This is a genomic window from Pseudacidovorax sp. 1753 (assembly GCF_040544975.1).
GTDB lineage: Bacteria > Pseudomonadota > Gammaproteobacteria > Burkholderiales > Burkholderiaceae_C > Xenophilus.
The window spans coordinates 1-23,829 of record NZ_JBEPKY010000015.1; the positions used below are offsets into that span (position 1 = coordinate 1).

Here is a 23,829-nt window from a genome sequence, read left to right on the forward strand (position 1 = left end):
GGGGGTTGGGGGGGGGGGGGTTTATTATACAAATTTTTGCCGGCGGCGCCCCCCCCCCCCCGGCCCCGGCGCGCGCAGCCCGGACCGTCGTGCACAACGGTCGTCCCCCGGCCCCGGCGCGCGCGCCCCGGACCGTCGTGCACAAGGGTCGTCCCCAAGCCCAAACGCGCGTACCGCGGACCGTCAGCGCACAACGCCAGCGCCCCACACAGCCACTTCGCGCAAGACCCGGCAAGCCTCACTGCCTAAGCTGACCCCCATCCCACACGGCAGGCGTTCGCAGCACCGCAGACGCCCGCATCAGAAGCACCTCATGGCCATCATCGAGTCGACCATCTCCCCCGGCAGCGATGCCTTCGAAGCCAACCGCGCCGGCATGCTCGCCCTCATCGAGCGCGTGCGCACCTACCAGCAACGCAGCATCGCCACCTCCGCCAAATCCCGCGAGCGCTTCGAGAAGCGCGGCCAACTGCTCCCGCGTGAGCGACTGGCCCTGCTGCTCGACCCCGGCACGCCCTTCCTCGAGATCGGCGCCCTGGCCGGCCTGGGCCTCGACCACCCCGATCTTGACCGCAGCGTCCCCGGCGGCGGCGTCATCGGCGGCATCGGCTGGGTCAGCGGCGTGCGCGTCATGGTCAATGCCTCGGACTCCGGCATCGACGCCGGTGCCCTGCAGCCCATGGGCATTCCCAAGCAGCTTCGCATGCAGGAGCTGGCCCTGGAGAACAGGCTGCCCTACGTGCAACTGGTTGAGTCGGCCGGCGCCAACCTCATGACCTACAAGGTCGAGGAATTCGTCACCGGCGGCAGCCTGTTCCGCAACATCGCGCGCATCTCCGCGGCCGGCCTGCCGGTGGTCACCGTCACGCATGGCTCGTCCACCGCGGGCGGGGCCTACCAGACGGGCCTCTCGGACTACATCATCATGGTGCGGGGCCGCTCCCGGGCCTTCCTGGCCGGGCCGCCGCTGCTCAAGGCGGCCACCGGCGAGATCGCGACCGAGGAGGAACTGGGCGGCGCCCTCATGCACACGTCCATCTCCGGCCTGGGCGACTACCTGGCCGAGGATGACCGCGACGCCGTCCGCCTGGCCCGCGAGATCCTGGCCAACATCGACTGGCAGCGCAGCGTGCCGGCCGAGCCCGCGCGCACCTTCAAGCCGCCACGCCACGACGCGGAAGAGCTGCTGGGCATCATGCCCATGGACCACAAGCGGCCCGTGGACATGAAGCAGGTCATCGCCCGCATCGCCGACGACTCGGACTTCCTGGAGTTCGGCCAGAACTACGGCGGGGCCACCGTCGTCGGCCACATCAAGGTCGAAGGCATGCCGCTGGGCATCGTCACCAACAACGGGCCCATCGACCCGGCCGGTGCCGCCAAGGCCACGCACTTCATCCAGGCCTGCTGCCAGTCGCGCACGCCGATCCTGTACCTCAACAACACGACCGGTTTCATGGTGGGCCGCGCCTACGAAGAGGCCGGCATCATCAAGCATGGCTCCAAGATGATCCAGGCCGTGACCAATGCGACGGTGCCGCAGATCACCATCTACTGCGGCGCTTCCTTCGGGGCCGGCAACTACGGCATGTGCGGCCGCGGCTTCCATCCGCGCTTCTGCTTCAGCTGGCCCAATGCCAAGACGGCGGTGATGGGCGGCGAGCAGGCGGCGCAGACCATGGTCAACGTGACCGAGGCCGCCATGAAGCGCAAGGGTGGCGAGGTGGACCACGCGAAGCTGGCCGAGCTGGAGCGCCGCATCGTCGAGCGCTTCGACAGCCAGATGAGCGTGTTCACCACCAGCGCGCACCTGCTGGACGACGGCGTGATCGACCCGCGCGACACCCGCGCCGTGCTGGCCAATGTGCTGGCCATCTGCCGCGATGCCGAACTGCGGCAGCCGCAGGCCATGCAGTTCTCGGTTGCACGGCCGTGACCTCCTGCGACCCATCGGATCTACACGCCATGACCGCCGACACTCCTGCGCGCACACCCTTCCGCAAGATTCTGATCGCCAACCGGGGCGAGATCGCGCTGCGCATCATCCGCACCGCCCGGGCGCTGGGCTACCGCACGGTGGCCGTCCATTCCACCGCCGACGCCGGCGCGCGCCATGTGCGCGAAGCCGACCAGGCCGTGTGCATCGGCGAGCCGCTGCCCGCGCAGAGCTACCTGCGCATCCCGGCGCTGATCGAGGCGGCGCGCCGCAGCGGGGCCGACGCGGTGCACCCAGGCTACGGCTTCCTCGCAGAGAACGAGGACTTCGCCCAGGCCTGCCATGACGCCGGGCTGGTCTTCATCGGCCCCTCGGCCGAGGCGATCCGCGTCATGGGCAACAAGGCCGGTGCCAAGGTGCTGATGCAGGCCGCGGGCGTGCCGTGCATTCCGGGCTACCAGGGCGAGGACCAGAGCGAGGCGCGCCTGGCCGACGAGGCCGGGCGCATCGGCTTTCCGGTCATGATCAAGGCCACGGCCGGTGGCGGGGGGCGCGGCATGCGGCTGGTGAACAGCGCGGCCGAGTTTCCGGAACTGCTGCGCAGCGCCCGCTCCGAGGCGCAGAGCGCCTTCGGCGACCCCGAGGTGATCCTGGAGCGCGCCATCGTGCGGCCGCGGCACATCGAGATCCAGGTCTTCGCCGACCGCCACGGCCATGCCATCCACCTGGGCGAGCGCGACTGCTCGGTGCAGCGCCGGCACCAGAAGCTGATCGAAGAAGCGCCATCGCCCGCGGTCGACGCCGACCTGGGTGCGCGCATGGGCGCCACGGCTGTGGCAGCCGTCAAGGCCATCCGCTACGAAGGCGCGGGCACGCTCGAGTTCCTGCTGGACGCCGAGGGCCGCTACTACTTCATGGAGATGAACACGCGGCTGCAAGTGGAGCATCCCGTCACCGAGGCCATCACCGGCCTGGACCTGGTGGCCCTGCAGTTGCGCGTGGCCGCGGGCGAGCCCCTGGGCATCGCGCAGGAGGATGTGCGGTTCAGCGGCCATGCCATCGAGGTGCGCCTGTGCGCCGAGGACGCCGATCAGGGCTTCATGCCCCAGAGCGGCACCATGGCCCTGTGGCAGATGCCGCCGCAGTTGCGTGTGGAGCATGCGCTGCAGTCCGGCGCCGAGATCCCGCCGTACTACGACTCGATGATCGCCAAGCTCATCGCCCACGGCGACAGCCGCGAGGACGCACGACGTCTGCTGATGGCCGGCCTGGAGGATGCGGTGGCGCTGGGCGTCACCACCAACCAGGCCTTCCTGCACCGCTGCCTGGGCCATGACGTCTTTGCGGCCGGTGGTGCGACCACCGCCTTCATCGCCGAGCACCAGGCCGCGCTGCTGGCGCCCGATGCGGCCCTGCGCGCGCGGGCTGCGGCCATCGCCGCCGTGCTGCTGTACGAGACCACCGCGGCACCCCAGGCGCCCGGCCAGCGTCGGCTGGCGCCCAGCCTGCCCATCGGCATGCGCCTGCAGATGGCGGGTGAGACCGTGGCCGCCAGCGTGGTGCTGACCGAAGGACGCCACTTTGCGGTCGGCATCGGCGAGGCCACCTACCGAATCGCACTGGATGGGCTGGAGCAGCCCCATGCCCGCTTCACCTGCGATGGCCTGCAGGAGAGCGTCGCCTTCCATCGCGATGGCGCGACGCTGCTGCTGCACTACGCCGGCCTGCCGATCCGCATCGAGGACCGCACCCGCGCCGCGGCGGCGCGCCAGGGCGAGGCGGGCGGCGACGGCAAGGTGCGCGCGTCCATGAACGGCCGTGTCGTGGCGGTGCTGGCCGCCATCGGCGACATGGTGCAGCCCGGCCAGCCGGTGCTCACGCTGGAGGCCATGAAGATGGAACACGTGCATGCCGCGCCCGTGGCGGGCCGGTTGGTCGCCCTGCATGTGAAGACCGGCGACCAGGTGGCGGCGAGCCGCGTCGTCGCCGAGATCGAGCCGGTGACCGAGGGCGTGCCCGCCTGAGCGGGCTGGCGGCCACGTGCGCCCTTTCAATCCTTACAGCGAGACGTCCATGACAGAGAACGCAGCGCCCGCCGTGCTGTGCGAGAAGCGGGGCCATGCCCTGTGGGTGATCCTCAACCGGCCCGACAAGCGCAATGCCATCAACAAGGAGGTCGTCGCGGGCATCCGCGAGGGCTGGCGGCGCGCCCATGCCGACCCCGAGGTGCGCGTGATCGTGCTCACCGGGGCCGGCGACAAGGCCTTCTGTGCGGGGGGCGACCTGCAACCGGGCGCCGGCTTCGCCTTCGACCTCTCGCGGCCCAACATCGACTATGCCGACCTGCTGCGCGACGTGCAGAACGCCACGCTGCCGAGCATCGCGCGCATCAACGGCACCTGCATGGCCGGCGGCATCGGGCTGCTGTGCATGACCGACATGGCCGTCGCGGCGCAGCAGGTGCAGTTCGGCCTGCCCGAGGTCAAGATCGGCCTCTTTCCCATGCAGGTGCTGAGCCTGCTGCAGGACCTGGTGCCGCGGCGCGTGCTGCGCGAGTGGTGCCTGAGCGGCGAGCCCTTCGGTGCGGCGGAGGCCCACGCGGCCGGCCTGCTCAACCATGTGGTGCCCGCGGCCGAACTGGACGCGAAGACCCAGTGGCTGGTCGACCGCGTGGCCGACAAGTCGCCCACGGCGCTGCGCCGCGGCAAGTACGCCATGCGGGCCATGGCCGCCATGTCCTTCGACGAAGGCATCGCCTACACCGAGAGCCAGATCGCGCTGCTCGCCATGACCGAGGACGCGCGGGAAGGCCTGGCCGCCTTCAACGAAAAGCGAAGGCCGGTGTGGACCGGCCGTTGAGCCTGCGGTCCCTGCCGCGGCCCCGGGTCGATACCGACCCGGACAGCGTGTAGACGCAAGAGGCCGAAGACCCCCTTTGCTAGCCTTTCTTCGCTGCCCGCAACGGGCGCGAAGGCCCCTGAAGACACCCATGACCGAGCCCGTCGTTTCACTTGCACGCCATGGCGACATGGCCGTGCTGACCATCGCCAACCCGCCCGTCAATGCCCTCTCCACGGCGGTGGTGGCGGGCCTGGCCGAGGCCGTGCTGGCCTTCGAGGCCGACCGCAGTTTTGCCGGCCTGCTGGTGCACTGCACGGGCCGCACCTTCGTGGCGGGCGGGGACATCGGCAGCTTCGACGATCCGGCCTTCTCGGCCGCTCCCTACAACCGCACCCTGGCCCGCATCGAGGCGCAGGATCGCCCGGTGGTGGCCGCGCTGCACGGCACCGTGCTGGGGGGTGGGCTGGAGCTGGCCCTGGCCTGCCACGCCCGCGTCGCGGTGCCCGGCACGCAGTTCGGGCTACCGGAAGTCAAGCTGGGCCTGCTGCCGGGCTCGCTGGGCACGCAGCGCCTGCCGCGTGCGGTGGGCGTGCGGCTGGCGCTGGACATGATCTCGACCGGACGCAGCCTGGATGCCCAGGCCGCACGCGACGCGGGCATCGTCGACGACGTGCGTGCGGGCGATCCGCTGGCCGTGGGGCTGGCCTACCTGCGCGCGCTGCAGGCCGGTGGCGAGGGCGTGCGGCGCCTGAGCGCCCAGCCCGTGCCCGACGAGGGCCTGCCGGCCGACTTCTTCGCGCAGGCACTGCAGGCCGCCGCGCAGCGCAAGCCTTTCCATCCCGCCGCGCGCAGCATCGTGCTGGCGGTGCAGGCGGCGGCCACGCAGCCCTTTGCCGAGGGTGAGGCCACCGAGGCACGGCTGTTCGAGCAGTTGCGTGTGTCGCCCGAATCGGAGGCCCTGCGGCACCTGTTCTTCGCCGAACGCCAGGCCGCGCGCATTCCAGGCCTGCCGCGCGACACGGCGTTGCGACCGGTGCGCCGCGTCGGCATCCTCGGCGCCGGGACCATGGGGGGCGGCATCGCGATGAACTTCGCCAACGTCGGCCTGCCCGTCACGCTGGTCGAGGCCTCGGCCGAGGCGCTTGCGCGCGGCCTGGGCATCATCCGCCGCAACTACGAGGCCAGCGCCGCCAAGGGCCGCATGACGTCTGCGCAGGTGGAACAGCGCATGGCGCTGCTGCACGGCAAGCTTGACGACACCGCGCTCGCCGACTGCGATCTGGTCATCGAGGCCGTGTTCGAGGACATGGCCCTCAAGCAGCAGGTCTGCGCGCGGCTGGGTGCCGTGTGCCGGCCCGGCGCCATCATCGCCACCAACACCTCCACGCTGGACGTGGACGCGCTCGCCGAGGCCACCGGCCGGCCGGCCGATGTGGTGGGCCTGCACTTCTTCAGCCCCGCCAATGTGATGCGCCTGCTGGAGGTGGTGCGCGGCGCGCGTACCGCGCCCGATGTGCTGGCCACGGCCATGCAGCTGGCACGCAGCATCCGCAAGGTGGCGGTCGTCTCGGGCGTGTGCTACGGCTTCATTGGCAACCGCATGGCCGAGGTCTACATGCGCGAGGCGGAGTTCCTGTTGATGGAAGGCGCAAGCCCTTCGCAGGTCGACGGCGCGGTGGAGGCGCTCGGCATGGCGATGGGCCCGTGCCGCATGCTCGACATGGCCGGCATCGACGTGGGCGCCCGCACCGTCATCGAGTACGGCAAGGCCGGTGGGCTGCCGCCGGACGACAGCTACCGTGCCATGGTGCGTCGGCTCTACGAACTGGGCCGCTTCGGCCAGAAGACGGGCGCGGGGTACTACCGCTACCAAGGCCGCACGCCGGTGGACGACCCCGAGGGCGCACACATCGCGGCCGAGCTGGCCGCGGCCCACGGCATCGCGCGCCGCACGGACATCGGCGCGCCGGAGATCGTGGAGCGGCTGCTGTACCCGCTGATCAACGAAGGCGTGCGGATCCTGGAGGAGGGCATCGCCTACCGGCCGGGCGACATCGACATCGTCTGGACGGCCGGCTATGGCTTTCCCGATCACCTGGGCGGGCCGATGTGGTGGGCCGACGCGCTCGGCCTGGCCACCGTGGCCGACCGACTGACCTTCTACGGCCGCACCCGCGGCGATCGCTTCGGCTACTGGCGCGTGGCGCCGTTGCTGTCGGAGCTCGTTCGCAGCGGGCGGCGCCTGTCCGACGGGCTTCCCGGCTGAGCGCCGCCCGACCATCTCACGCATCACCCACATCGGAGACACGCCATGGAAGACCTCACCCTCATCGACGGATTGCGACGCCAGCTCGCCGAGCGGCCGGACGCCACCGCCTACCGGCAGGGCGAGCGGCGGCTCAGCTACCGCGACATCGAGGCCTTCACCAACCGGCTGGCCCACGCCCTGGCCGGTGCCGGCGTGGGACGCGGCTCGCGCGTGGCGGTGCTCACCAAGCAGCATGTCGAATGCATCCTGGTGACGCTGGCTGCCTGTAAGCTGGGGGCCGTGTGCATGCCGGTCAACTGGCGGCTGGCGGCCAAGGAGGTCGAGTACATCGTCAACAACGGCGAAGCGCCATTCCTGATGGCCGATGCCGAGTTCCTGCCGCTGCTGGAGAAGGCCGAGCTGCCGGGCGTGCGCATCCGCGTGTGCACCACCGAAGGCACGGCATTGCCTTCGCTGGCCCAGTGGTGCGCCGTCCAGTCCGACCGCTTCGAGCCGGTGGCCGCGGACACGCATGACGCGGCGCTGCAGCTCTATTCCTCCGGCACCACGGGCCTGCCCAAGGGCATCGTGCTGACGCATGCGGGGCTGCTGTCCACCTCGCGGGTGGTGTCGCGCGAATGGAAGTTCGACCACCGGCATGTGCTGGGCAACCCGTTGCCGGTCTTCCATGTGGCGGGCATGACGATGCTGCTGCTGACGCTCTACACGGGCGGCCAGACTTCGTCGTACCCGGAGTTCGATCCGCGCGGCTACCTGCGTGCCATCGGCGAGCACGGCATCACCCACACCTTCGTGGTGCCGGCCATGATCCTGTTCATGCTGCAGGTGCCCGAGGCGAAGTCCTTCGACTTCAGCCGGCTGCAACTCGTCGCCTACGGGGGCTCGCCGGTGAGCGAGTCGGTGCTGCACCAGGCCTTCGAGGTCTTCGGCTGCGACTTCCTGCAGGTCTATGGCCTGACCGAGGTGTCGGGGCCGGCGACCTTCCTCTTTCCCGAGGACCACCGCGCCGGCGATGCCGAACTGCTGCGTTCTGCGGGTCGGCCCATTGGCGGCGGGCGCCTGCGCATCGTCGATCCCATCGACCTCAAGGACCTGCCCGACGGCCAGGTGGGCGAGATCTGGATCGAGTCCGACCGCAACCTCAAGGAGTACTGGCGCAACCCCGAGGCCACGGCCGCCGCCTACCCGGAAGGCCGCAATGCCAATGGCGGCTGGTTCCGTTCGGGCGACGCGGGCTACATGAAGAACGGCTATCTCTACATCAACGACCGCATCAAGGACATGATCGTTTCGGGCGGCGAGAACATCTATCCGGCCGAGGTGGAGAACGTCCTGATGCGTCATCCGGCCGTGGCCGACGGCGCCGTCATCGGCGTGCCCGATCCGACCTGGGGCGAATCGGTCAAGGCCTGCGTGGTGCTGCGCCCGGGGGCCACGGCCGACGCGCGCGCCATCATCGACTTCATGCGCGAGAACCTTGCGCACTACAAGTGCCCGAAGACCATCGACATCGTCGAGGTGCTGCCACGCAACCCCAGTGGCAAGGTGCTCAAGCGCGTGCTGCGCGAGCCCTACTGGAAAGGCCAGACGCGCGCCGTGGGCTAGGCGCGCATCCCGGGCGCACGAAGAGGCGCCTGTTCCCATCCACAACGGAGACAAGCATGCTGAAGAAACTCGCCATGGCCGCCACCGCGGCTGCGGCCTGCTGGCTTGCGCCACAGGCCTTCGCACAGGACAAGCCGATCAAGATCGCGCTCATTGCCAGCAAGACCGGGCCGTCCGAGGCCTATGCCCGCGACACCGAGCGCGGGCTGCGCCTGGGCCTCGAATACCTCACCCAGGGCTCGATGACGCTGCTCGGCCGCAAGATCGAGCTGATCGTCAAGGACGACCAGATGAAGCCCGAGCTGTCCAAGGCCATGCTCACCGAGGCGCTGGCGGACGACAAGGCCGACATCGCCATCGGCACCTCCTGGTCCGGCGGCGCGCTCTCGATGGCGCCGGTGGCGGAGGAGTACGGCAAGCTGCTCATGGTCGAGCCGGCCATCGCCGATTCGCTCACGGGCTCGGCCTGGAACAAGTACCTCTTCCGCGCCAGCCGCAACTCGTTCCAGGACGCCCTGGCCAGCGCCGCGGCGCTGAAGGACGGCGACAACATCGCCTTCCTCGCGCCCGACTATGTCTATGGCAAGGACGGCGTGAAGGCGGCCAAGGAGGCGCTGGCCGCCACCAAGAAGAAGGCGACCGTGGTGCACGAGGAGTACATCCCGCTGTCCACCACCGACTTCACCGCGCCCATGCAACGCATCTTCGACCGCATGAAGGACGTGCAGGGCAAGAAGTACCTGGTGGTGATCTGGGGCGCGCCCAACCCGATCCGCAAGATCTCGGAGCTCAACCCGGGGCGCTACGGCATCGAGTTCCTCTCCATCGGCGGCGCCAACCTCGAAAACGCCAAGCCGTGGCGCGGCCTGGACATCACCGGCGGCACCTTCTACTACTACGACTTCCCCAAGAACCCCATGAACGACTGGCTGGTGGCCGAGCACCGCAAGCGCTACCAGACGCCGCCGGACCTGTTCACCGCGGGCGGCTTCGTCACGGCGGCGGCCATCGTGGCCGGGGTGAAGAAGGCCAACTCGGTCGACACGCCCAAGCTCATTGCCGCCATGGAAGGCATGGAGTTCGACACGCCCAAGGGCAAGATGACCTTCCGCAAGGAAGACCATCAGGCGCTGCAGTCGCAGTACCAGTTCCGAATGAAGAAGGCGCCGGCGAACGAGTGGGACCTGTTCGAGCTGGTGCGCGAGATCCCGGCGTCCGAGATGCCGCTGCCGATCACCGTCAAGCGCTGAGCGCATGCACGACGCGACAGCGCAAGTCCGCCCGCCTGAAGCGCGTGCACCGGTCCTGGAGAGCCGGGGACTGGGCATCCGCTTCGGCGGCCATGCCGCGGTGGACGACGTGAGCGCGGCCTTCCATGCGGGAACGCTGACGGCCATCGTCGGGCCCAACGGGGCCGGCAAGACGACCTACTTCAACCTGCTGTCGGGCCAGCTGCCGGCCACGGCCGGCCGGGTGATGCTGCATGGCGAAGACGTGACCCGGCTCGACGCCGCGCGGCGGACGTCCCGCGGCATCGGCCGCGCCTTCCAGCTCACCCACCTGTTTCCGCGGCTGAGCGTGCTGGAGAACGTGCGGCTGGCGGTGCAGAGCCGCCACCGCGCCGGCTTCAACATGCTGGCCGTGTGGCGCAGCCGGGCCGACCTGGTGGAGCAGGCGCGCGAGCATGTGCAGCAGGTCGGCCTGGCTGCGCGCCTGGACGAGCAGGCGGCGCGGCTGTCGCACGGCGACAAGCGCAAGCTGGAGGTCGCCATCCTGATGGCGCTGGCGCCGCAGGTCGTCATGCTCGACGAGCCCACGGCCGGCATGAGCGTGGACGAGGTGCCGGTGATCCTCGACCTGATCGCCCGCCTGAAGGCGCGCGGCGATCGCACCATCCTCCTGGTGGAGCACAAGATGGACGTGATCCGTTCGCTGGCCGACCGCATCGTGGTGCTGCACAACGGCCGCCTGGTGGCTGACGGCATGCCCGCCGAGGTGATGGCCTCGGCCGTCGTGCAGGAGGCCTACCTCGGCGTGCGCCGCCAGCGCACGGCGCGCAGGGAGGCGGCCCATGCATGAGATGCCGGAGCCTAAGACGGGCGGCGACGCGCTGCTGTCGCTCACCGGCGTGCACACGCACATCGGCGAGTACCACATCCTGCAGGGCGTGGACCTGCAGGTTCCGCGCGCCGGCCTGACGGTGCTGCTGGGGCGCAACGGCGCCGGCAAGAGCACCACGCTGCGCACGATCATGGGACTGTGGCACGCCAGCCGCGGCACGCTGCGCTTCGATGGCGAGGACATCACTGCCGCGCGCACGCCGGACATCGCACGCCGCGGCATCGCCTTCGTTCCCGAGGACATGGGCGTGTTCGCAGGGCTCACGGTGCAGGAGAACCTGCGCCTGGCGGCCATCGGCGGGCGCTTCGACGAGGCGCGGCTGGCGTGGATCTTCGATCTGTTCCCGGCGCTCAAGCGCTTCTGGCTGCGGCCGGGCGGCACGCTGTCGGGTGGGCAGAAGCAGATGGTGGCCATCGCCCGTGCCATCGTCGAGCCGCGTAAGCTGCTGCTGATCGACGAGCCCACCAAGGGCCTGGCACCGGCCATCGTCGACAACCTGGCCGATGCCTTCGAGGCGCTGAAGGCCCGGGGCACCACCATCCTGCTGGTGGAGCAGAACTTCCACTTCGTGCGCGCGCTGGGCGACCATGTCGCGGTGATGGACGACGGCCGCATCGTGCACACCGGCACCATGGCCGCGCTGGACGCGGACGAGGCGCTGCAGGCCCGGCTGCTCGGCCTGCATGCCGGCGCCGTCCATTGAGGGAGACCGACGAATGTCCGCCACCGACTCCATCCTGGCGACGCCGGCACAGGCCGCGGCCACGCCCGCCGCACCTGCGGCGCTGGAGGCCCTGCCGGGCCGGCGCCGCGACCTGGTTCCCGTCCTGGTCATCCTGGCCTTCATCGCCATCGCGCTGCCGGTCACGGGCAGCCTGCCCACCTGGGTCACGCTGACCGTGGCGGCCCTGGCCATGGGCATGATGCTGTTCATCATGGCCAGTGGCCTCACGCTGGTCTTCGGCCTCATGGACGTGATGAACCTGGGCCATGCGGCCTTCGTGGCCGTCGGCGCCTACACGGCGACGCTGATGGTGGGGCCCTTGCAGGCCCTGCTGCAGTCCGCGTCGATATGGGCCGGCATGGCGGCCATCCTGGCCGTGATCGCCGTGGCCATGGCCGTAACGGCACTGCTGGGCTGGGTGTACGAGCGACTGTTCGTGAAGCCGGTCTATGGCGACCATCTCAAGCAGATCCTCATCACCATCGGCGCCATGATCGTCATGGAGCAGCTCGTGCTGGTGGTGTTCGGTGCCAACCAGATGCTGCTGCCGCTGCCCGAGGCCTTGCGTGGCTCGATCCTGCTGGGCGACGTGGCCATCGAGCGCTACCGGCTGGTGGCCGTGGGCGTGGGGCTGGCCGTCTTCATCGGGCTGACGCTGGTGCTCGGGCGCACGCGCATCGGCCTGCTGATCCGTGCGGGCGTGGAGAACCGTTCCATGGTCGAGGCCCTCGGCTACCGCGTGCGCACGGTGTTCGTGGGCGTGTTCGTGGCCGGCTCGGCGCTGGCGGGCCTGGGCGGCGTGATGTGGGGCTTCTACCGCGAGCAGTTCACCGTGGCCATCGGCGCCGAGGTGCTGGTGCAGATGCTCATCATCGTCATCATCGGTGGGCTGGGCTCGGTGGCCGGCTGCTTCGCCGGTGCCATGCTGGTGGCGCTGACCACCAATTACGTGAGCTTCCTGCTCCCCGACCTGGCGCTGGTCTCCAACATCCTGGTGATGATGGCCGTGCTGCTGTGGCGGCCGCAGGGGCTGTACCCGGTGCACAAGCCGTAGGAGGACGTCCGCCATGCTCATGCGAATCCTTTCCGGCGACCTGCCGCGCAGCCGGGCGCTCACCGTGCTGCTGCTCCTGGTGCTGTTCTATCTGGCCACGGCGCCCTTTCTTTTCTCCGGAGCCCGGCCGTTGAACGTGGCGGCCACCATCTGCGTGTTCATCGTGCTGGTGGCGTCCTTCGACCTGCTGCTCGGCTACTGCGGCGTGGTGTCCTTCGCGCATGCCATGTTCTATGGCATCGGCGCCTACGGCGTGGCCATCGCGATGCACACGCTGGGGCCCACCTGGACGGCCATGGGCGTCGGGGCGCTGGCGGCGATCGGGCTGTCGGTGCTGCTGTCCTTCCTGATCGCGCTGATCTCGCTGCGGGTGAAGGCCATCTTCTACACCATGATGACGCTGGCCTTCGGGGCTGCCTTCGGGGCCCTGGTGATGCGCCTGAGCGGGATCACCGGCGGCGACGATGGCCGCACCTTCCGCTTGCCGCAGGCCCTGACGCCGGCCTTCCGCCTGGTCGAGGACGAGGTGCTGGGCACGGCCATCAACGGCCGCCTGCTGACCTACTACCTGGTCTTTGGCGTGTCGCTGCTGCTCTTCCTGCTGATGCTGCGCGTTGTCAACTCGCGCTTCGGCCGGGTGCTGGAAGCCATCCGCGAGAACGAATTCCGCGCCGAGGCCATCGGCTATCGCACGCTCCACTACCGCATCGCCGTCAACTGCCTGGCCGCGGCACTGGCCACCTGTGCCGGCATCCTGATGGCACTGTGGCTGCGCTACGTGGGGCCGCAGACCACGGTGGGCTTCAACGTGATGCTCAACATCCTGCTGATGGCAGTGATCGGTGGGCTGGGCACCATCTATGGTGCGGTCATCGGCGTGGCGCTGTACATCGTGGCCGAGAACTATCTGCAGAGCCTGATGGCGGGGCTCAGCAGCGCCCTGGGCGCGGCGCCGCTGCTGGCCAAGCTGTTTCACCCCGACCGCTGGATGCTCTGGTTCGGGCTGGTGTTCGTGCTGTCGGTGTACTTCTTCCCGAGTGGCGTCGTGGGCCGGCTGCGCACGGCTTTGGTCCGGCGCTGAGAGCCTGCCCGACCGCGCTCAGTCCAGGGCGAGTCCGCGCATGCGAGGAAGGGTGCGCTCGCCGGACTTCTGCAGATGGCGCCGCATGCGCTTTTCTGCCTTGTCGGCGTCGCCCATCAGGATCGCCTCCGTGATGCCGCGGTATTCGGCCACCATGGCGCGTACATCGGCGGGCGTGAGCAGGTGGTGGAACTGGGCGCGGAAGAGATGGGCCCGGGCCTGCGGCAGCACGCGGTCGAGCTCCGGGCTGGCCGCGATGTCGAACATGACCTTGTAGTAGTGGGCGCGTGCGTCGAGCACGTGGTCCAGCGCCTCGGGCGTCTCGGCGCGCACGAGCTTGTGCGCGGCCGCCTCGAAGCGCCTGGCGTTGTCGCCCAGGTGGATGCGTTGGGCGGCCAGGCGCGCGGCCAGGCCCGAAAGCACCTCCAGCACGCCCAACAGGCTGGTCGCGTCTTCGCGGGTGAGCGAGCGGATGACGGCGCCCCGGTGCGGTGTGAGTTCGACCACACCGCTGGCGGCCAGGATGCGCAGCGCTTCGCGCACCGTGCTGCGGCCCACGCCCAGGTCACGCATCAGGTCGGTCTCGACCAGACGCTGGCCCACCACGAAGCGGCGATTGAGGATGCCCTTGCCGATGGCGTCGGCCACGCGGTCGGGCGTGCTGCGCGGATGGGCGGGCGACACGGCGGCGGGTGTCTTGCGCACGGCGGGGCGGCGTGTGGCGGCGGGCTTGTTGTCGTTCATGGATGCGGATGTTGGCCTGTGCCATTGTCGGGCGATGAGGCCCGATCGGGGCTCCGCACCGGCACGCGGCGAGATGCCTCCAGCAGGTGGACGCAAGACGGCAAGGCCCCCTCGTCCTACGCTGCGGACCCGCGCTGATCGGCGTGGCGGCGCACTTCGATGCGCGTCGCCCGCGCGACGGCGGCCGGGGCAAGTACCTAAGATCGTCTGACGAAATCATCCTACTATCTGGCCGAATCACCATGCGGGCCACGGTTGCCCGCTGCCTGCCCCATCTCTCGAAAGGCCTTTCGTGTTCGCGTTCTCTCCCAAAGTCCAGGATCTGCAGCAGCGCCTGCTTGCCTTCATGGACGAGCACATCCATCCCAACGAGGACCGCTACTACAAGGAGGCCGAGGCGCTGGGCCCATGGAAGGTCGCGCCGATCCTGGACGAACTCAAGCCGAAGGCGCGCGCGGCGGGGCTGTGGAACCTGTTCCTGCCGGACTCCGGGCATGGTGCCGGCCTGAGCAACTTCGACTACGCGCCGCTGTGCGAGATCATGGGCCGCTCGCACCTGGCGCCCGAGGTGTTCAACTGCTCGGCACCCGACACCGGCAACATGGAGGTGCTGGCCCGTTACGGCACGCCCGAGCAGCAGGCGCGCTGGCTCACGCCGCTGCTGGCGGGGGAGATCCGCTCCTGCTTCGCCATGACGGAGCCGGCCGTCGCCTCCAGCGATGCCACGAACATCGCGTCGAGCATCGTGCGCGACGGCGACCACTACGTCATCAACGGCCACAAGTGGTACACGACCAACGCCACCGATCCGCGCTGCCGCATCTGCATCTTCATGGGCAAGTCCGATCCGGACAACGCCGACCGCCACCGGCAGCAGTCCATGATCCTCGTGCCCATGGACACGCCCGGCGTGAAGGTGGTGCGGCCCATCGCGGTGTTCGGCTTCTACGGCGTGCCCGACCGTGCGTCGGAGGTGATCTTCGAGAACGTGCGGGTGCCGGCGGCCAACATGCTGCTGGGCGAGGGCCGTGGCTTCGAGATCGCGCAGGGCCGGTTGGGGCCGGGCCGCATCCACCACTGCATGCGGCTGGTGGGTCTGGCCGAGCGGATGCTGGAGCGCATGTGCCGACGCAGCCTCTCGCGCGTGGCCTTCGGCAAGCCCATTGCGCAGCAGGGCGTGACGCTGGAGCGCATCGCCCAGGCCCGCATCCTGATCGAGCAGGCACGCTTGCTCACGCTCAATGCGGCGCACCGCATGGACACGCTGGGCAACAAGGGCGCCAAGGCGGACATCGCCATGATCAAGGTGGCGGCACCGCAGATGGCCTGCCAGGTGATCGACTGGGTGATCCAGGCCCATGGTGGCGGCGGTACCAACAACGACCTGGGTATCGCGTCCGCCTATGCCACCGCGCGGCTGCTGCGCCTGGCCGATGGCCCCGACGAGGTGCATTGCGCCCAGATCGGCAAGCTCGAGCTGGCCAAGTACCGATGAGCATGCGAAACGCTTTCGCCGACAGACCGCCGAGGAGACCATGAAGGACAGTTCGATCGATCCCGCATGCGACCGCGCCTTCGGTGCAGCCACGGCGGCCGAGCCGTCCGAGCCGCTGATGTGGCTCAACACCGACCGCGTGCTGTATGTGGGCCTGCTGGGTGCGCCTTCGATGCGTACCTTCGGCGCGTATTCGCTGTACCTGTCGCTGGCGCGGCCGCATCGCATCTGCGTGGAGGGCGGTCGCTGGGAGGAGGCGTCGTTGTCGGTGGTGCCGCCCTACGTGCCGCACCGCATCGTCTCGGTCGACCGGATGATCTGCAATGTGCTCGTCGAAGCCGACACGGTGCGGGCGGCCGATCTGTGCGGTGCGCTGCGCGCAGGGCGCGGCGCCATTCACGATCCCCAGGCCGTGCAGTCCCTGCGTGAGGCACTGCTGCGATTCAGGCTCGGCAGTACGCGGCGGTACGCCAGCACCGCCGACTTCGACCGTGCCTTCTTCGGTGCGGCCTTGCCGGCCCGTCCGGTGGACCGGCGCATCGCGCAGGTGCTCGCACGCATCAAGGACGACCCCAACCGCCATTTCCCGGCCGAGGACTGCGCGGCCAGTTGCCATCTGTCGGTGTCGCGCTTCCTGCATCTGTTCCGCGCCGAGGTGGAGGCGCCGTTCCGCAGCTTCCGCACCTGGCAGCGCGCACGCAGCCTGCTCTACTTCGTCACCCGGAACTCGAACCTGGCCGCCATCGCGCTGGATGTGGGCTATCCGGATTCGACCCATTTCAGCCACTCGATCCGGCAGATCTACGGGCTCACGCCCAAGTCGATCTTTGCCGGCTGTAGACGGCTGGCGCTCTATGGCAGCGGTGCCGCCGCCCTGCCGCGTTTCGCCTTCCATTGACGCTGCTTCTTCGCTTGCAGCCTTCCTTCCATGCAGATCGATCTCGACTTCACCGGCCGCCATGTCGTGGTGTTCGGCGGCACCACCGGCATCAACCTGGGCATCGCCGATGCATTCGCGCGCCAGGGCGCCCGCCTCACCGTGGCGAGCCGCAAGCCGGAGAACGTCGATGCGGCGGTCGTCGCGCTGCGCCAGCACGGCGGCGAGGTCCAGGGTGTCAGCGCCGACGTGCGCGACTTCGATGCCGTGGGTGCGGCCTTCGCGCGGTCGGCCGAGGCCTTCGGTCCCATCGATGTGCTGGTCTCCGGCGCGGCCGGCAACTTCCTGTGCGCGGCCAAGGACATGTCGGCCAACGGCTTCAAGGTCGTGGTGGACATCGACCTGCTCGGCACCTTCCATGTGCTGCGGCAGGCGCACGCGCATCTGCGCCGGCCGGGTGCCTCGGTCATCAACATCACCGCGCCGCAATCCTTCGTGCCCATGCGCTACCAGGCCCATGCGAGCGCCGCCAAGGCAGGCGTGGACCAGCTCACGCGGGCGCTGGCGCTCGAATGGGGCGGGGAGGGCATCCGGCTCAACGGCATCTCGCCCGGGCCCATCGATGGCACCGAAGGCTTCCGCAAGCTGATGGCGCCGACGCCGGAGGACCGCGAGTTCGCGCGCCGGCAGGTGCCGCTGCAACGCTTCGGCGGGCTGGACGACATCGCCAACCTGGCCTTGTTCCTGGGCTCGCCCTATGCGGGCTACATCTCGGGCGCCGTGATTCCCTGCGATGGCGGTGGGGCGCTGGAGAGCGTCAAGCCGGCACTCGAGGCGGCGGGGGCGGCGCTCTGAGCTTGGGCGGCCTTGGGCCCGGTGCCCGGCGGTTCGCAGGCGGGGCGCCGCGGCAGGGCACCCGCCAGCAGTGCCCGCATGGCGGCGCCGCGTTGGCTAAAGTCGACGGGGTCGGGGCGAGCGCGCCCCATGCCAAGGAGTCGTCGATGAAGATTCAAGGTGAGTGCTATTGCGGGGCCATCGCCTACGAGGCCGAGGTGGAGCCCGGCACGATCACGGTCTGCCACTGCGCGGATTGCCAGATGCAATCCGGATCTGCCTTCCGCGCCAACATGCCGGCGCCCGCGGCCGGCTTCCGGCTGCTGCGCGGGACGCCCCGCACCTACGTCAAGACCGCGGCCAGCGGCAACCGGCGCCTGCTCGCTTTCTGCGAGGTCTGCGGCAGTTCGCTGTATGCCTGTGCGACCGAGGATCCCCAGGTCTATTCATTGCGCGTCGGCACGATCAAGCAGCGCCACGCGCTGGGTGTGCCGCAGCGCGAGATCTGGACGCAGCGGCGGATGGACTGGGTCGGCCTGCCGGACGGCGTGGCCTCCTTCGAAGGGCAGCCCTGAGCGCCTGAGCGTCTTGGGTCCAGGCTCGCTCGTCACGCCAAAACGCCGCCGCTCGGGCTCGGCCAAAAAACGCTCAGGCGCTGAGCCATCGCGCCGCGCGCAGGGCCGAGTTCCAGGGCAAGGGGCCCATATGGGCGGCTCGAACGGCTTTCATCGGTGCATCGAGCCAGTGCCGATGTGCATCAGAATGTTGCCGACATGCGAGTTTCAGCAAAAAGTTTGCAGCAGGGCCCTGGAGCCATCGTCCGGCGTCGGATTCGGCACGACACGGCTTCTCCGTCCAACGCCCGCAGCCCGGCGCGATGCTGAAGATTTTTCCGCACCCCTCTGCGTCCGCCGCGCCTGCCGGGGAGCAGCCCCGTGTCTATTGGCTCGTGAGGATGAACCGGCGCAACCGGAGCATCTTTTATGTGCTGCTGTTCCTCACCGTCGCCTCGCACCTGTGGGGGGTGGGTTCGAGCTTCACGGCGTGGCTGCTGCTGGCCCTTCAATTCCTGCTGTATCCCCAGCTTGCCTATGGGGTTGCTTTGCGGTCGGCAGATCAGCGCAAGGCCGAGCATCGCAACCAGTTGATGGATGGCTTCTGGGCGGGTTGCTGGATGGCCGGCCTGGGCTTCCCGTTGTGGATTTCCTTCACCATGTTTGCGGGCGCCTGCCTTCACATGGTGGTCTTCTACGGGCTGCGCGGCCTGCCGATGGTGGTCGGCGCCATGGGACTCGGTGCCGGCCTGGTGATCGCCAGCGGCAACTGGAGCGGCGTGCATTTCGAGACCGACCTGCGCACCACCTTGTTGGCGATGCTGTCGCTCACCCTGTTCTTCGTGACCTATGCGCTCGACGGCTATCGCCGGGCGATGTACCAGCACCGCAGCGAAATGAAGCTCCGCGCGCAGGTCGAGGAGATCAGGGCGCTGCAGGCCAGGCTCTATGAGCAGACGATGTCCGATCCGCTCACGGGCCTGCTCAATCGCCGACATCTGGAAAAGGCATTGCCGTCCGCCCTCGAGTCGGCCCAGGTCGAGGGGCGCGCGCTGGCTCTGCTGATGGTGGACATCGATCACTTCAAGAACATCAACGACCAGCATGGCCACGACGTGGGCGACGAGGTGCTCAAGTCGCTGGCATCGATCATGAAGGCCGCCGCGCGCAGCGACGAATTGGTCTACCGGTACGGCGGCGAGGAATTCGTCATCGTGCTGCCCGATTGCCCCGCCGATCTGGCGGCCCGGCGTGCCGAGCAACTGCGGCGTCGATTCATGGAGAGCCCCGTCGGTTTTGGCGAGGCGTCGATCAATGCCACGCTGTCCTGCGGAATTTCCGTGTACCCGGAACACGGTGCCGTTGGGCGCGAATTGCTTCGTTCGGCGGATGCGGCGCTTTATCGGGCCAAGGCCAATGGCCGCAACCGCAGCGAGATATTTGTCTCGACCCCTGGTCAATTCGATCGCCAACCGCTCGACGAGGCGGCGGACGCTGCCGGGGATCATCCTGCATGAAGTCATCGGCACGCCCGGCAGGCAAGCAGTTCATGTTCGAGGCGCTCCTGGAGGACTGGGCGGAAGGCATGGACTACTGCGCTGTTGCTGTGCCGGCCGAGATCACCGAGGCGCTCGGTACCAAAGGGCCGGTGCTGGTCATGGCACGTGTCAATGACTCCGAGCCTTTTCAGGTGAGTCTGTTTCCCGTGGGCGGAGGGCGGCACTACATCCGGATCAAGGCCCGGATCCGCAAGCAGACATCCACCCGCACGGGTGACTGCATTCGCCTGAGGATCACTGTCCTGGACCGCAGCAGGGCGGAGATTCCGGACGACCTGCGGACTGCATTGGCGGCGGAAGGCGCCCAGGCGGCCTTCGATGCCCTGCCACCGGGCAAGCGGAACTTCATCGTCCGCCGCATTGACGAGGCCGCAAAGGCAGAGACGCGTGCCAGGAGAGTTCAGGAGGGCGTGCTGGCCGCACACGAGAGAAGCGACAAGGAGCGTTCACGCTGACCTGCCAAATGGCTGAGCCTGGGTGTTCATCTTCGATTCGGCGACGTATCAAAATGTTCGCAGTCGAAGTGGATGTTCCAGGAGAAGCAGGTGGCGAGACGCAAGAGCACGGGTGCTGCGGAAGACTTGATGGAGGTGGTGGCCTTGCTGCCCTGGTGGGCGGGCGTGGTGCTTGCTGTGGTGAGCTTCTCGTTGTTGCATGGGTGGGCCTCTCAGCCACTGCCACAAGGCACCACGACGAAAGACGTCGCCAATGTCGCGACGGCGGGGTTCCTTCACGCGGCCGCCTATGTCGGTCAGTGGGTGGTCCCATTGATTTGTCTTGCAGGTGCTGCGGCTTCCGCTATCAAGCGTCGGCAGCGGAGCAACTTGCTCCAGACGGTGCAGGAGGCCAAGAGCGCCAGCGCTCTGGACGACATGACCTGGAAGCAGTTCGAGATGCTGGTGGGCGAAGGCTTCAGGCAGCAGGGCTACAGCGTGGAGGAGACCGGAGGCGGGGGCGCGGACGGCGGCATTGACCTGGTGCTGCGCAGAGGCCGGGAAACATTCTTCGTCCAGTGCAAGCAGTGGAGGGCCACACGGGTTGGCGTCGCCGTGGCTCGCGAGGTCTATGGCGTCATGGCAGCCAAAGGCGCAGACGGCGCGTTTATCGTGACCTCAGGCCGCTTCACCGATGACGCTGTCGCCTTCGCCGAAGGTAGGAACATCAAACTCGTGACCGGAGAGGAACTGCGGCGTTTGATCCGGGCAGGCAGACGTTCACAAGTCCCAGAGGCGTCATCAATGCCATCCAAGGCAGCGACGACGCCTGCGTGCCCGGCCTGCGGCAGCGCCATGGTCAAGCGGGTGGCCAGGCGAGGAAGCGCCGCTGGTCACCCGTTCTGGGGCTGCTCGACCTACCCCGCCTGCAAAGGCACGACAGTCGTTTGAGACGCCAACTCGGCGCGGGTCCCGGGGTGCGCAAAAAAGAAAAAACCCGTTGACGAATCAACGGGTTTGGAAGTGTTGGTGGAGAGGAGGAGGATCGAACTCCCGACCTCCGCATTGCGAACGCGGCGCTCTCCCAGCTGAGCTACCCCCCCAACGCAATCGCGCGATTATATGCGCAGCGTTGCGGCTCACATCAAGAGGTGCTCGCCCGCGTTGTCGCCACCCAGGATCACGTAGTTGACCTTGCGGATGTCCATCAGCTGCTTGCCGCCCGCGTAGCTCACGGCGCTCTGCAGGTCTTCCTGCATCTCGCGCAGGATGCCTTCCCAGGTGCCGCGCACCGGCTCCAGGATGCGCTTGCCTTCGACGTGCTTGTATTCGCCCTTGTTGAAGTCCGAGGCCGAGCCGAAGTACTCCTTGTAGCGCTTGCCGTCCACCTCGACCGTCTCGCCGGGGCTCTCTTCCAGGCCGGCCAGCAGCGAGCCGATCATGACCATCGTGGCGCCGAAGCGGATGCTCTTGGCGATGTCGCCATGCTCGCGGATGCCGCCATCGGCAATGATGGGCTTGGTGGCCACGCGGGCGCACCACTTGAGCGCCGACAGCTGCCAGCCGCCGGTGCCGAAGCCGGTCTTGAGCTTGGTGATGCACACCTTGCCAGGGCCGATGCCCACCTTGGTGGCGTCGGCGCCCCAGTTCTCCAGGTCGATCACGGCCTCGGGTGTGCCGACGTTGCCGGCGATCACGAAGGTCTGCGGCAGCTTCTGCTTGAGGTGGCCGATCATGCGCTGCACGCTGTCGGCATGACCGTGGGCGATATCGATGGTCACGTAGTCGGGCACCAGGCCCTCGGCGGCCATGGCGTCCACGGTGCGGTAGTCGGCGTCCTTGACGCCCAGCGAGATCGAGGCGAAGGCACCCTGCAACTTCATCCGGCGCGTGAAGGCCAGGTTGTCGAGGTCGAAGCGGTGCATCACGTAGAAGTAGCCGTTCTGTGCGAGCCACAGGCAGCGTGCCTCGTCGATGACCGTCTTCATGTTGGCGGGCACCACCGGCAGCTGGAAGCGGCGGCTGCCGAGTTGCACGGTGGTGTCGCATTCCGCGCGGCTCTCCACGCGGCACTTGCGCGGCAAGAGCAGAACGTTGTCGTAGTCGAAGATTTGCATGGCAGTCCAGGCTCCGGGAATCGTGGGTGAACGAAAAGATGAGCGCTTGGCCTGGCCGGTCCTCCTGTGCCGCCATTGCAGGAAAAGCAGGGCACAAAAAAACCGGGCGCAAGAAACTTGGGCCCGGTGATTGAGTGTAGGCGCGCCCCGCAAAGGGCGGCCTATGGGTTTGCGTATAGCCTCTATAGAGGCAAGGTTGTGAGGCGTTGCGGCGGGGCGGGTTCAGAAGCGGTAGCCGATGCCCACGCCCACCAGCCAGGGGTCGATCTTGACCTTCGAGACGGTCTGCCAGCCCAGACGGACGTCGGAGTCGATCTTCACCTTCTTCACGTCGAAGTTCAGGAACCACTGCGGCGCGATCTTGATGTCCACGCCCGCACCCAGCGCCAGGCCGACGCTGCTCTTGTCGAGCGACAGGCTGCCCACGGTCGGCACGGCCAGGTTCACCGAGCTGATGCGGGTGTAGTTGAGGCCCACGCCCGCGTAGGGGCGGAAGGTGCCCTCGGGCAGGAAGTGGTACTGCAGCATCAGCGTGGGCGGCAGGTGCTTGAAGCTGCCGATGTCCACGGGGCCGCCCAGGGCGCTCTGCTGGACGGTCACGCGCTGCTTCTGCGGCACGGTGAGCACCAGCTCGGCGGCGATGTTGGGCGTGAAGAAGTAGGTCACGTCCAGCTCGGGGATGGTCTTGTCGTTGACGTGGATGGCGTCGGCCGGCACGAGCAGCGAGGGGATGGCGCTGGACTTGTTGGCCGGGTCGAGCCGCACGGCACGTGCACGCACGAGCCAGTTGCCTTCGGGCGTCGGGGTGCTCTGGGCAAAGGCGCCGCCGCTCAGCAGCGCGGCAAGGAGGAGGGTGGTGCCCCGGAGGGCGAACAGTCTGGACATACGCTGTGCTCTGGTTGTGAATGCCAGGTCAGTGTCTGCAAGGGATTCGGGGCCGGTGTTGACGCGGCGCAAGCCGGCGGGGCCATGCGAAGGCCACTGCCGGTTGCTTGATCCATGTCATGCGGATGCTGTGGTGCGCTTCGCACAATGCCTCTGCGGTTCGCGAAGGCGCGGCCGCATCCCGACTTCAACCGCATCCCGAAAGACTCTCCATGTCGTCCCGCTTCATCGTTGCCGCAGCCCTGCTGGCCGCTGTCTCCACGCCCCTTTATGCCGCCGATTGCAGTGTGCAGATCGAAGGCAACGACGCCATGCAATTCAACAAGAGCAGCATCGAAGTGCCCAAGGCCTGCAAGAGCTTCACCGTGCAACTCAAGCATGCCGGCAAGATGCCCAAGGCCGCAATGGGCCACAACTGGGTGCTGGCCAAGACCGCCGACGTGCAGGCCGTGGCCAACGACGGCATCGCGGCCGGCCTGGACAAGCAGTACGTCAAGCCCGGCGACGCCCGCGTGATCGCCCACACCAAGGTCGTGGGCGGTGGCGAGAGCGACTCGGTGGCCGTGGACGTGAGCAAGCTCAAGGTGGGTGAGAGCTACACCTTCTTCTGCTCCTTCCCGGGTCATTCCGGCGTCATGAAGGGCAGCTTCGCGCTGGCCAAGTAAGCAGCCCTGCGCGGGGCCGGCGCAGGCCCCGCTT

Annotated in this window: 21 protein-coding genes and 1 tRNA gene; 18 read left to right on the forward strand and 4 right to left on the reverse strand. The window is 68.4% G+C overall.

The genetic code is table 11. From position 1 onward, the window contains the following. Positions 1-313 precede the first annotated feature (313 nt). The 10 genes from ABIC63_RS18910 to ABIC63_RS18955 all read left to right on the forward strand — a co-directional run bounded on the left by ABIC63_RS18910 (position 314) and on the right by ABIC63_RS18955 (position 13,631). A complete protein-coding gene (locus tag ABIC63_RS18910; protein WP_354320937.1) occupies positions 314-1,936 on the forward strand; it encodes an acyl-CoA carboxylase subunit beta in 1,623 nt (540 codons plus the stop codon). Positions 1,937-1,965: 29 nt separating this feature from the next. Further along, positions 1,966-3,960, forward strand: a complete 1,995-nt coding sequence (locus ABIC63_RS18915; protein WP_354320938.1) for an acetyl-CoA carboxylase biotin carboxylase subunit — start codon at positions 1,966-1,968, stop codon at positions 3,958-3,960. Positions 3,961-4,009: 49 nt separating this feature from the next. Continuing rightward, on the forward strand, positions 4,010-4,795 hold the full coding sequence (locus tag ABIC63_RS18920; RefSeq protein ID WP_354320939.1) for an enoyl-CoA hydratase/isomerase family protein: 786 nt from the start codon (positions 4,010-4,012) through the stop codon (positions 4,793-4,795). Positions 4,796-4,925: 130 nt separating this feature from the next. Beyond that, entirely contained in the window at positions 4,926-7,043 is a 2,118-nt protein-coding gene (locus tag ABIC63_RS18925; RefSeq protein ID WP_354320940.1) for a 3-hydroxyacyl-CoA dehydrogenase NAD-binding domain-containing protein, read from the forward strand. A gap of 45 nt (positions 7,044-7,088) precedes the next feature. After that, positions 7,089-8,651, forward strand: coding sequence for a long-chain-fatty-acid--CoA ligase (locus ABIC63_RS18930; RefSeq protein ID WP_354320941.1), 1,563 nt, complete (start codon positions 7,089-7,091; stop codon positions 8,649-8,651). 59 nt (positions 8,652-8,710) lie between these two features. Beyond that, positions 8,711-9,901 (forward strand): substrate-binding domain-containing protein, encoded by a 1,191-nt coding sequence (locus ABIC63_RS18935; RefSeq protein WP_502935892.1) that lies wholly within the window; start codon positions 8,711-8,713, stop codon positions 9,899-9,901. Between the two features lie 4 nt (positions 9,902-9,905). Continuing rightward, a complete protein-coding gene (locus ABIC63_RS18940) occupies positions 9,906-10,730 on the forward strand; it encodes an ABC transporter ATP-binding protein (RefSeq protein ID WP_354320943.1) in 825 nt (274 codons plus the stop codon). Position 10,731: 1 nt separating this feature from the next. Further along, positions 10,732-11,475: an ABC transporter ATP-binding protein gene (locus ABIC63_RS18945; RefSeq protein WP_354321045.1), complete on the forward strand. Its 744-nt coding sequence runs from the start codon at positions 10,732-10,734 to the stop codon at positions 11,473-11,475. Positions 11,476-11,488: 13 nt separating this feature from the next. Next, positions 11,489-12,550, forward strand: a complete 1,062-nt coding sequence (locus ABIC63_RS18950) for a branched-chain amino acid ABC transporter permease (RefSeq protein ID WP_354320944.1) — start codon at positions 11,489-11,491, stop codon at positions 12,548-12,550. Positions 12,551-12,563: 13 nt separating this feature from the next. Further along, the gene (locus tag ABIC63_RS18955) at positions 12,564-13,631 is read left to right on the forward strand and encodes a branched-chain amino acid ABC transporter permease (protein WP_294373014.1); all 1,068 of its coding nucleotides are present in this window, start codon (positions 12,564-12,566) and stop codon (positions 13,629-13,631) included. Positions 13,632-13,649: 18 nt separating this feature from the next. Here the strand turns inward: ABIC63_RS18955 and ABIC63_RS18960 are convergent, their stop codons facing one another. Beyond that, complete coding sequence (locus tag ABIC63_RS18960) at positions 13,650-14,375, reverse strand: GntR family transcriptional regulator (RefSeq protein ID WP_294373016.1); 726 nt, start codon at positions 14,373-14,375, stop codon at positions 13,650-13,652. A gap of 292 nt (positions 14,376-14,667) precedes the next feature. Between ABIC63_RS18960 and ABIC63_RS18965 the strand changes: the two genes are divergently transcribed. From ABIC63_RS18965 to ABIC63_RS18995, 7 genes are all read left to right on the forward strand, one after another. Next, positions 14,668-15,870, forward strand: coding sequence for an acyl-CoA dehydrogenase family protein (locus ABIC63_RS18965; protein ID WP_294373018.1), 1,203 nt, complete (start codon positions 14,668-14,670; stop codon positions 15,868-15,870). Between the two features lie 40 nt (positions 15,871-15,910). Next, a complete protein-coding gene (locus tag ABIC63_RS18970; RefSeq protein WP_354320945.1) occupies positions 15,911-16,768 on the forward strand; it encodes a helix-turn-helix transcriptional regulator in 858 nt (285 codons plus the stop codon). 30 nt (positions 16,769-16,798) lie between these two features. Further along, positions 16,799-17,602, forward strand: a complete 804-nt coding sequence (locus ABIC63_RS18975) for an SDR family oxidoreductase (RefSeq protein ID WP_354320946.1) — start codon at positions 16,799-16,801, stop codon at positions 17,600-17,602. A gap of 146 nt (positions 17,603-17,748) precedes the next feature. Then, entirely contained in the window at positions 17,749-18,156 is a 408-nt protein-coding gene (locus ABIC63_RS18980; protein WP_354320947.1) for a GFA family protein, read from the forward strand. Between the two features lie 302 nt (positions 18,157-18,458). Then, complete coding sequence (locus ABIC63_RS18985; protein WP_354320948.1) at positions 18,459-19,652, forward strand: sensor domain-containing diguanylate cyclase; 1,194 nt, start codon at positions 18,459-18,461, stop codon at positions 19,650-19,652. Next, positions 19,649-20,149, forward strand: coding sequence for a YdeI/OmpD-associated family protein (locus tag ABIC63_RS18990; protein ID WP_354320949.1), 501 nt, complete (start codon positions 19,649-19,651; stop codon positions 20,147-20,149). The genes ABIC63_RS18985 and ABIC63_RS18990 overlap by 4 nt, the downstream gene beginning before the upstream one ends. Positions 20,150-20,239: 90 nt before the next feature. After that, complete coding sequence (locus ABIC63_RS18995) at positions 20,240-21,079, forward strand: restriction endonuclease (RefSeq protein WP_502935893.1); 840 nt, start codon at positions 20,240-20,242, stop codon at positions 21,077-21,079. A gap of 76 nt (positions 21,080-21,155) precedes the next feature. Here the strand turns inward: ABIC63_RS18995 and ABIC63_RS19000 are convergent. The 3 genes from ABIC63_RS19000 to ABIC63_RS19010 all read right to left on the reverse strand — a co-directional run bounded on the left by ABIC63_RS19000 (position 21,156) and on the right by ABIC63_RS19010 (position 23,130). Continuing rightward, positions 21,156-21,231 (reverse strand) — tRNA-Ala (locus tag ABIC63_RS19000). 36 nt (positions 21,232-21,267) lie between these two features. Then, positions 21,268-22,245: a GMP reductase gene (locus ABIC63_RS19005; RefSeq protein WP_354320952.1), complete on the reverse strand. Its 978-nt coding sequence runs from the start codon at positions 22,243-22,245 to the stop codon at positions 21,268-21,270. Positions 22,246-22,467: 222 nt separating this feature from the next. Further along, positions 22,468-23,130, reverse strand: a complete 663-nt coding sequence (locus tag ABIC63_RS19010) for an OmpW/AlkL family protein (protein WP_294373036.1) — start codon at positions 23,128-23,130, stop codon at positions 22,468-22,470. Positions 23,131-23,342: 212 nt separating this feature from the next. Between ABIC63_RS19010 and azu the strand changes: the two genes are divergently transcribed. Then, positions 23,343-23,795 carry an azurin gene (gene azu / locus ABIC63_RS19015; protein WP_354320953.1) on the forward strand — a complete coding sequence of 151 codons (453 nt, stop codon included), beginning with the start codon at positions 23,343-23,345 and terminating at the stop codon, positions 23,793-23,795. Positions 23,796-23,829 lie beyond the last annotated feature (34 nt).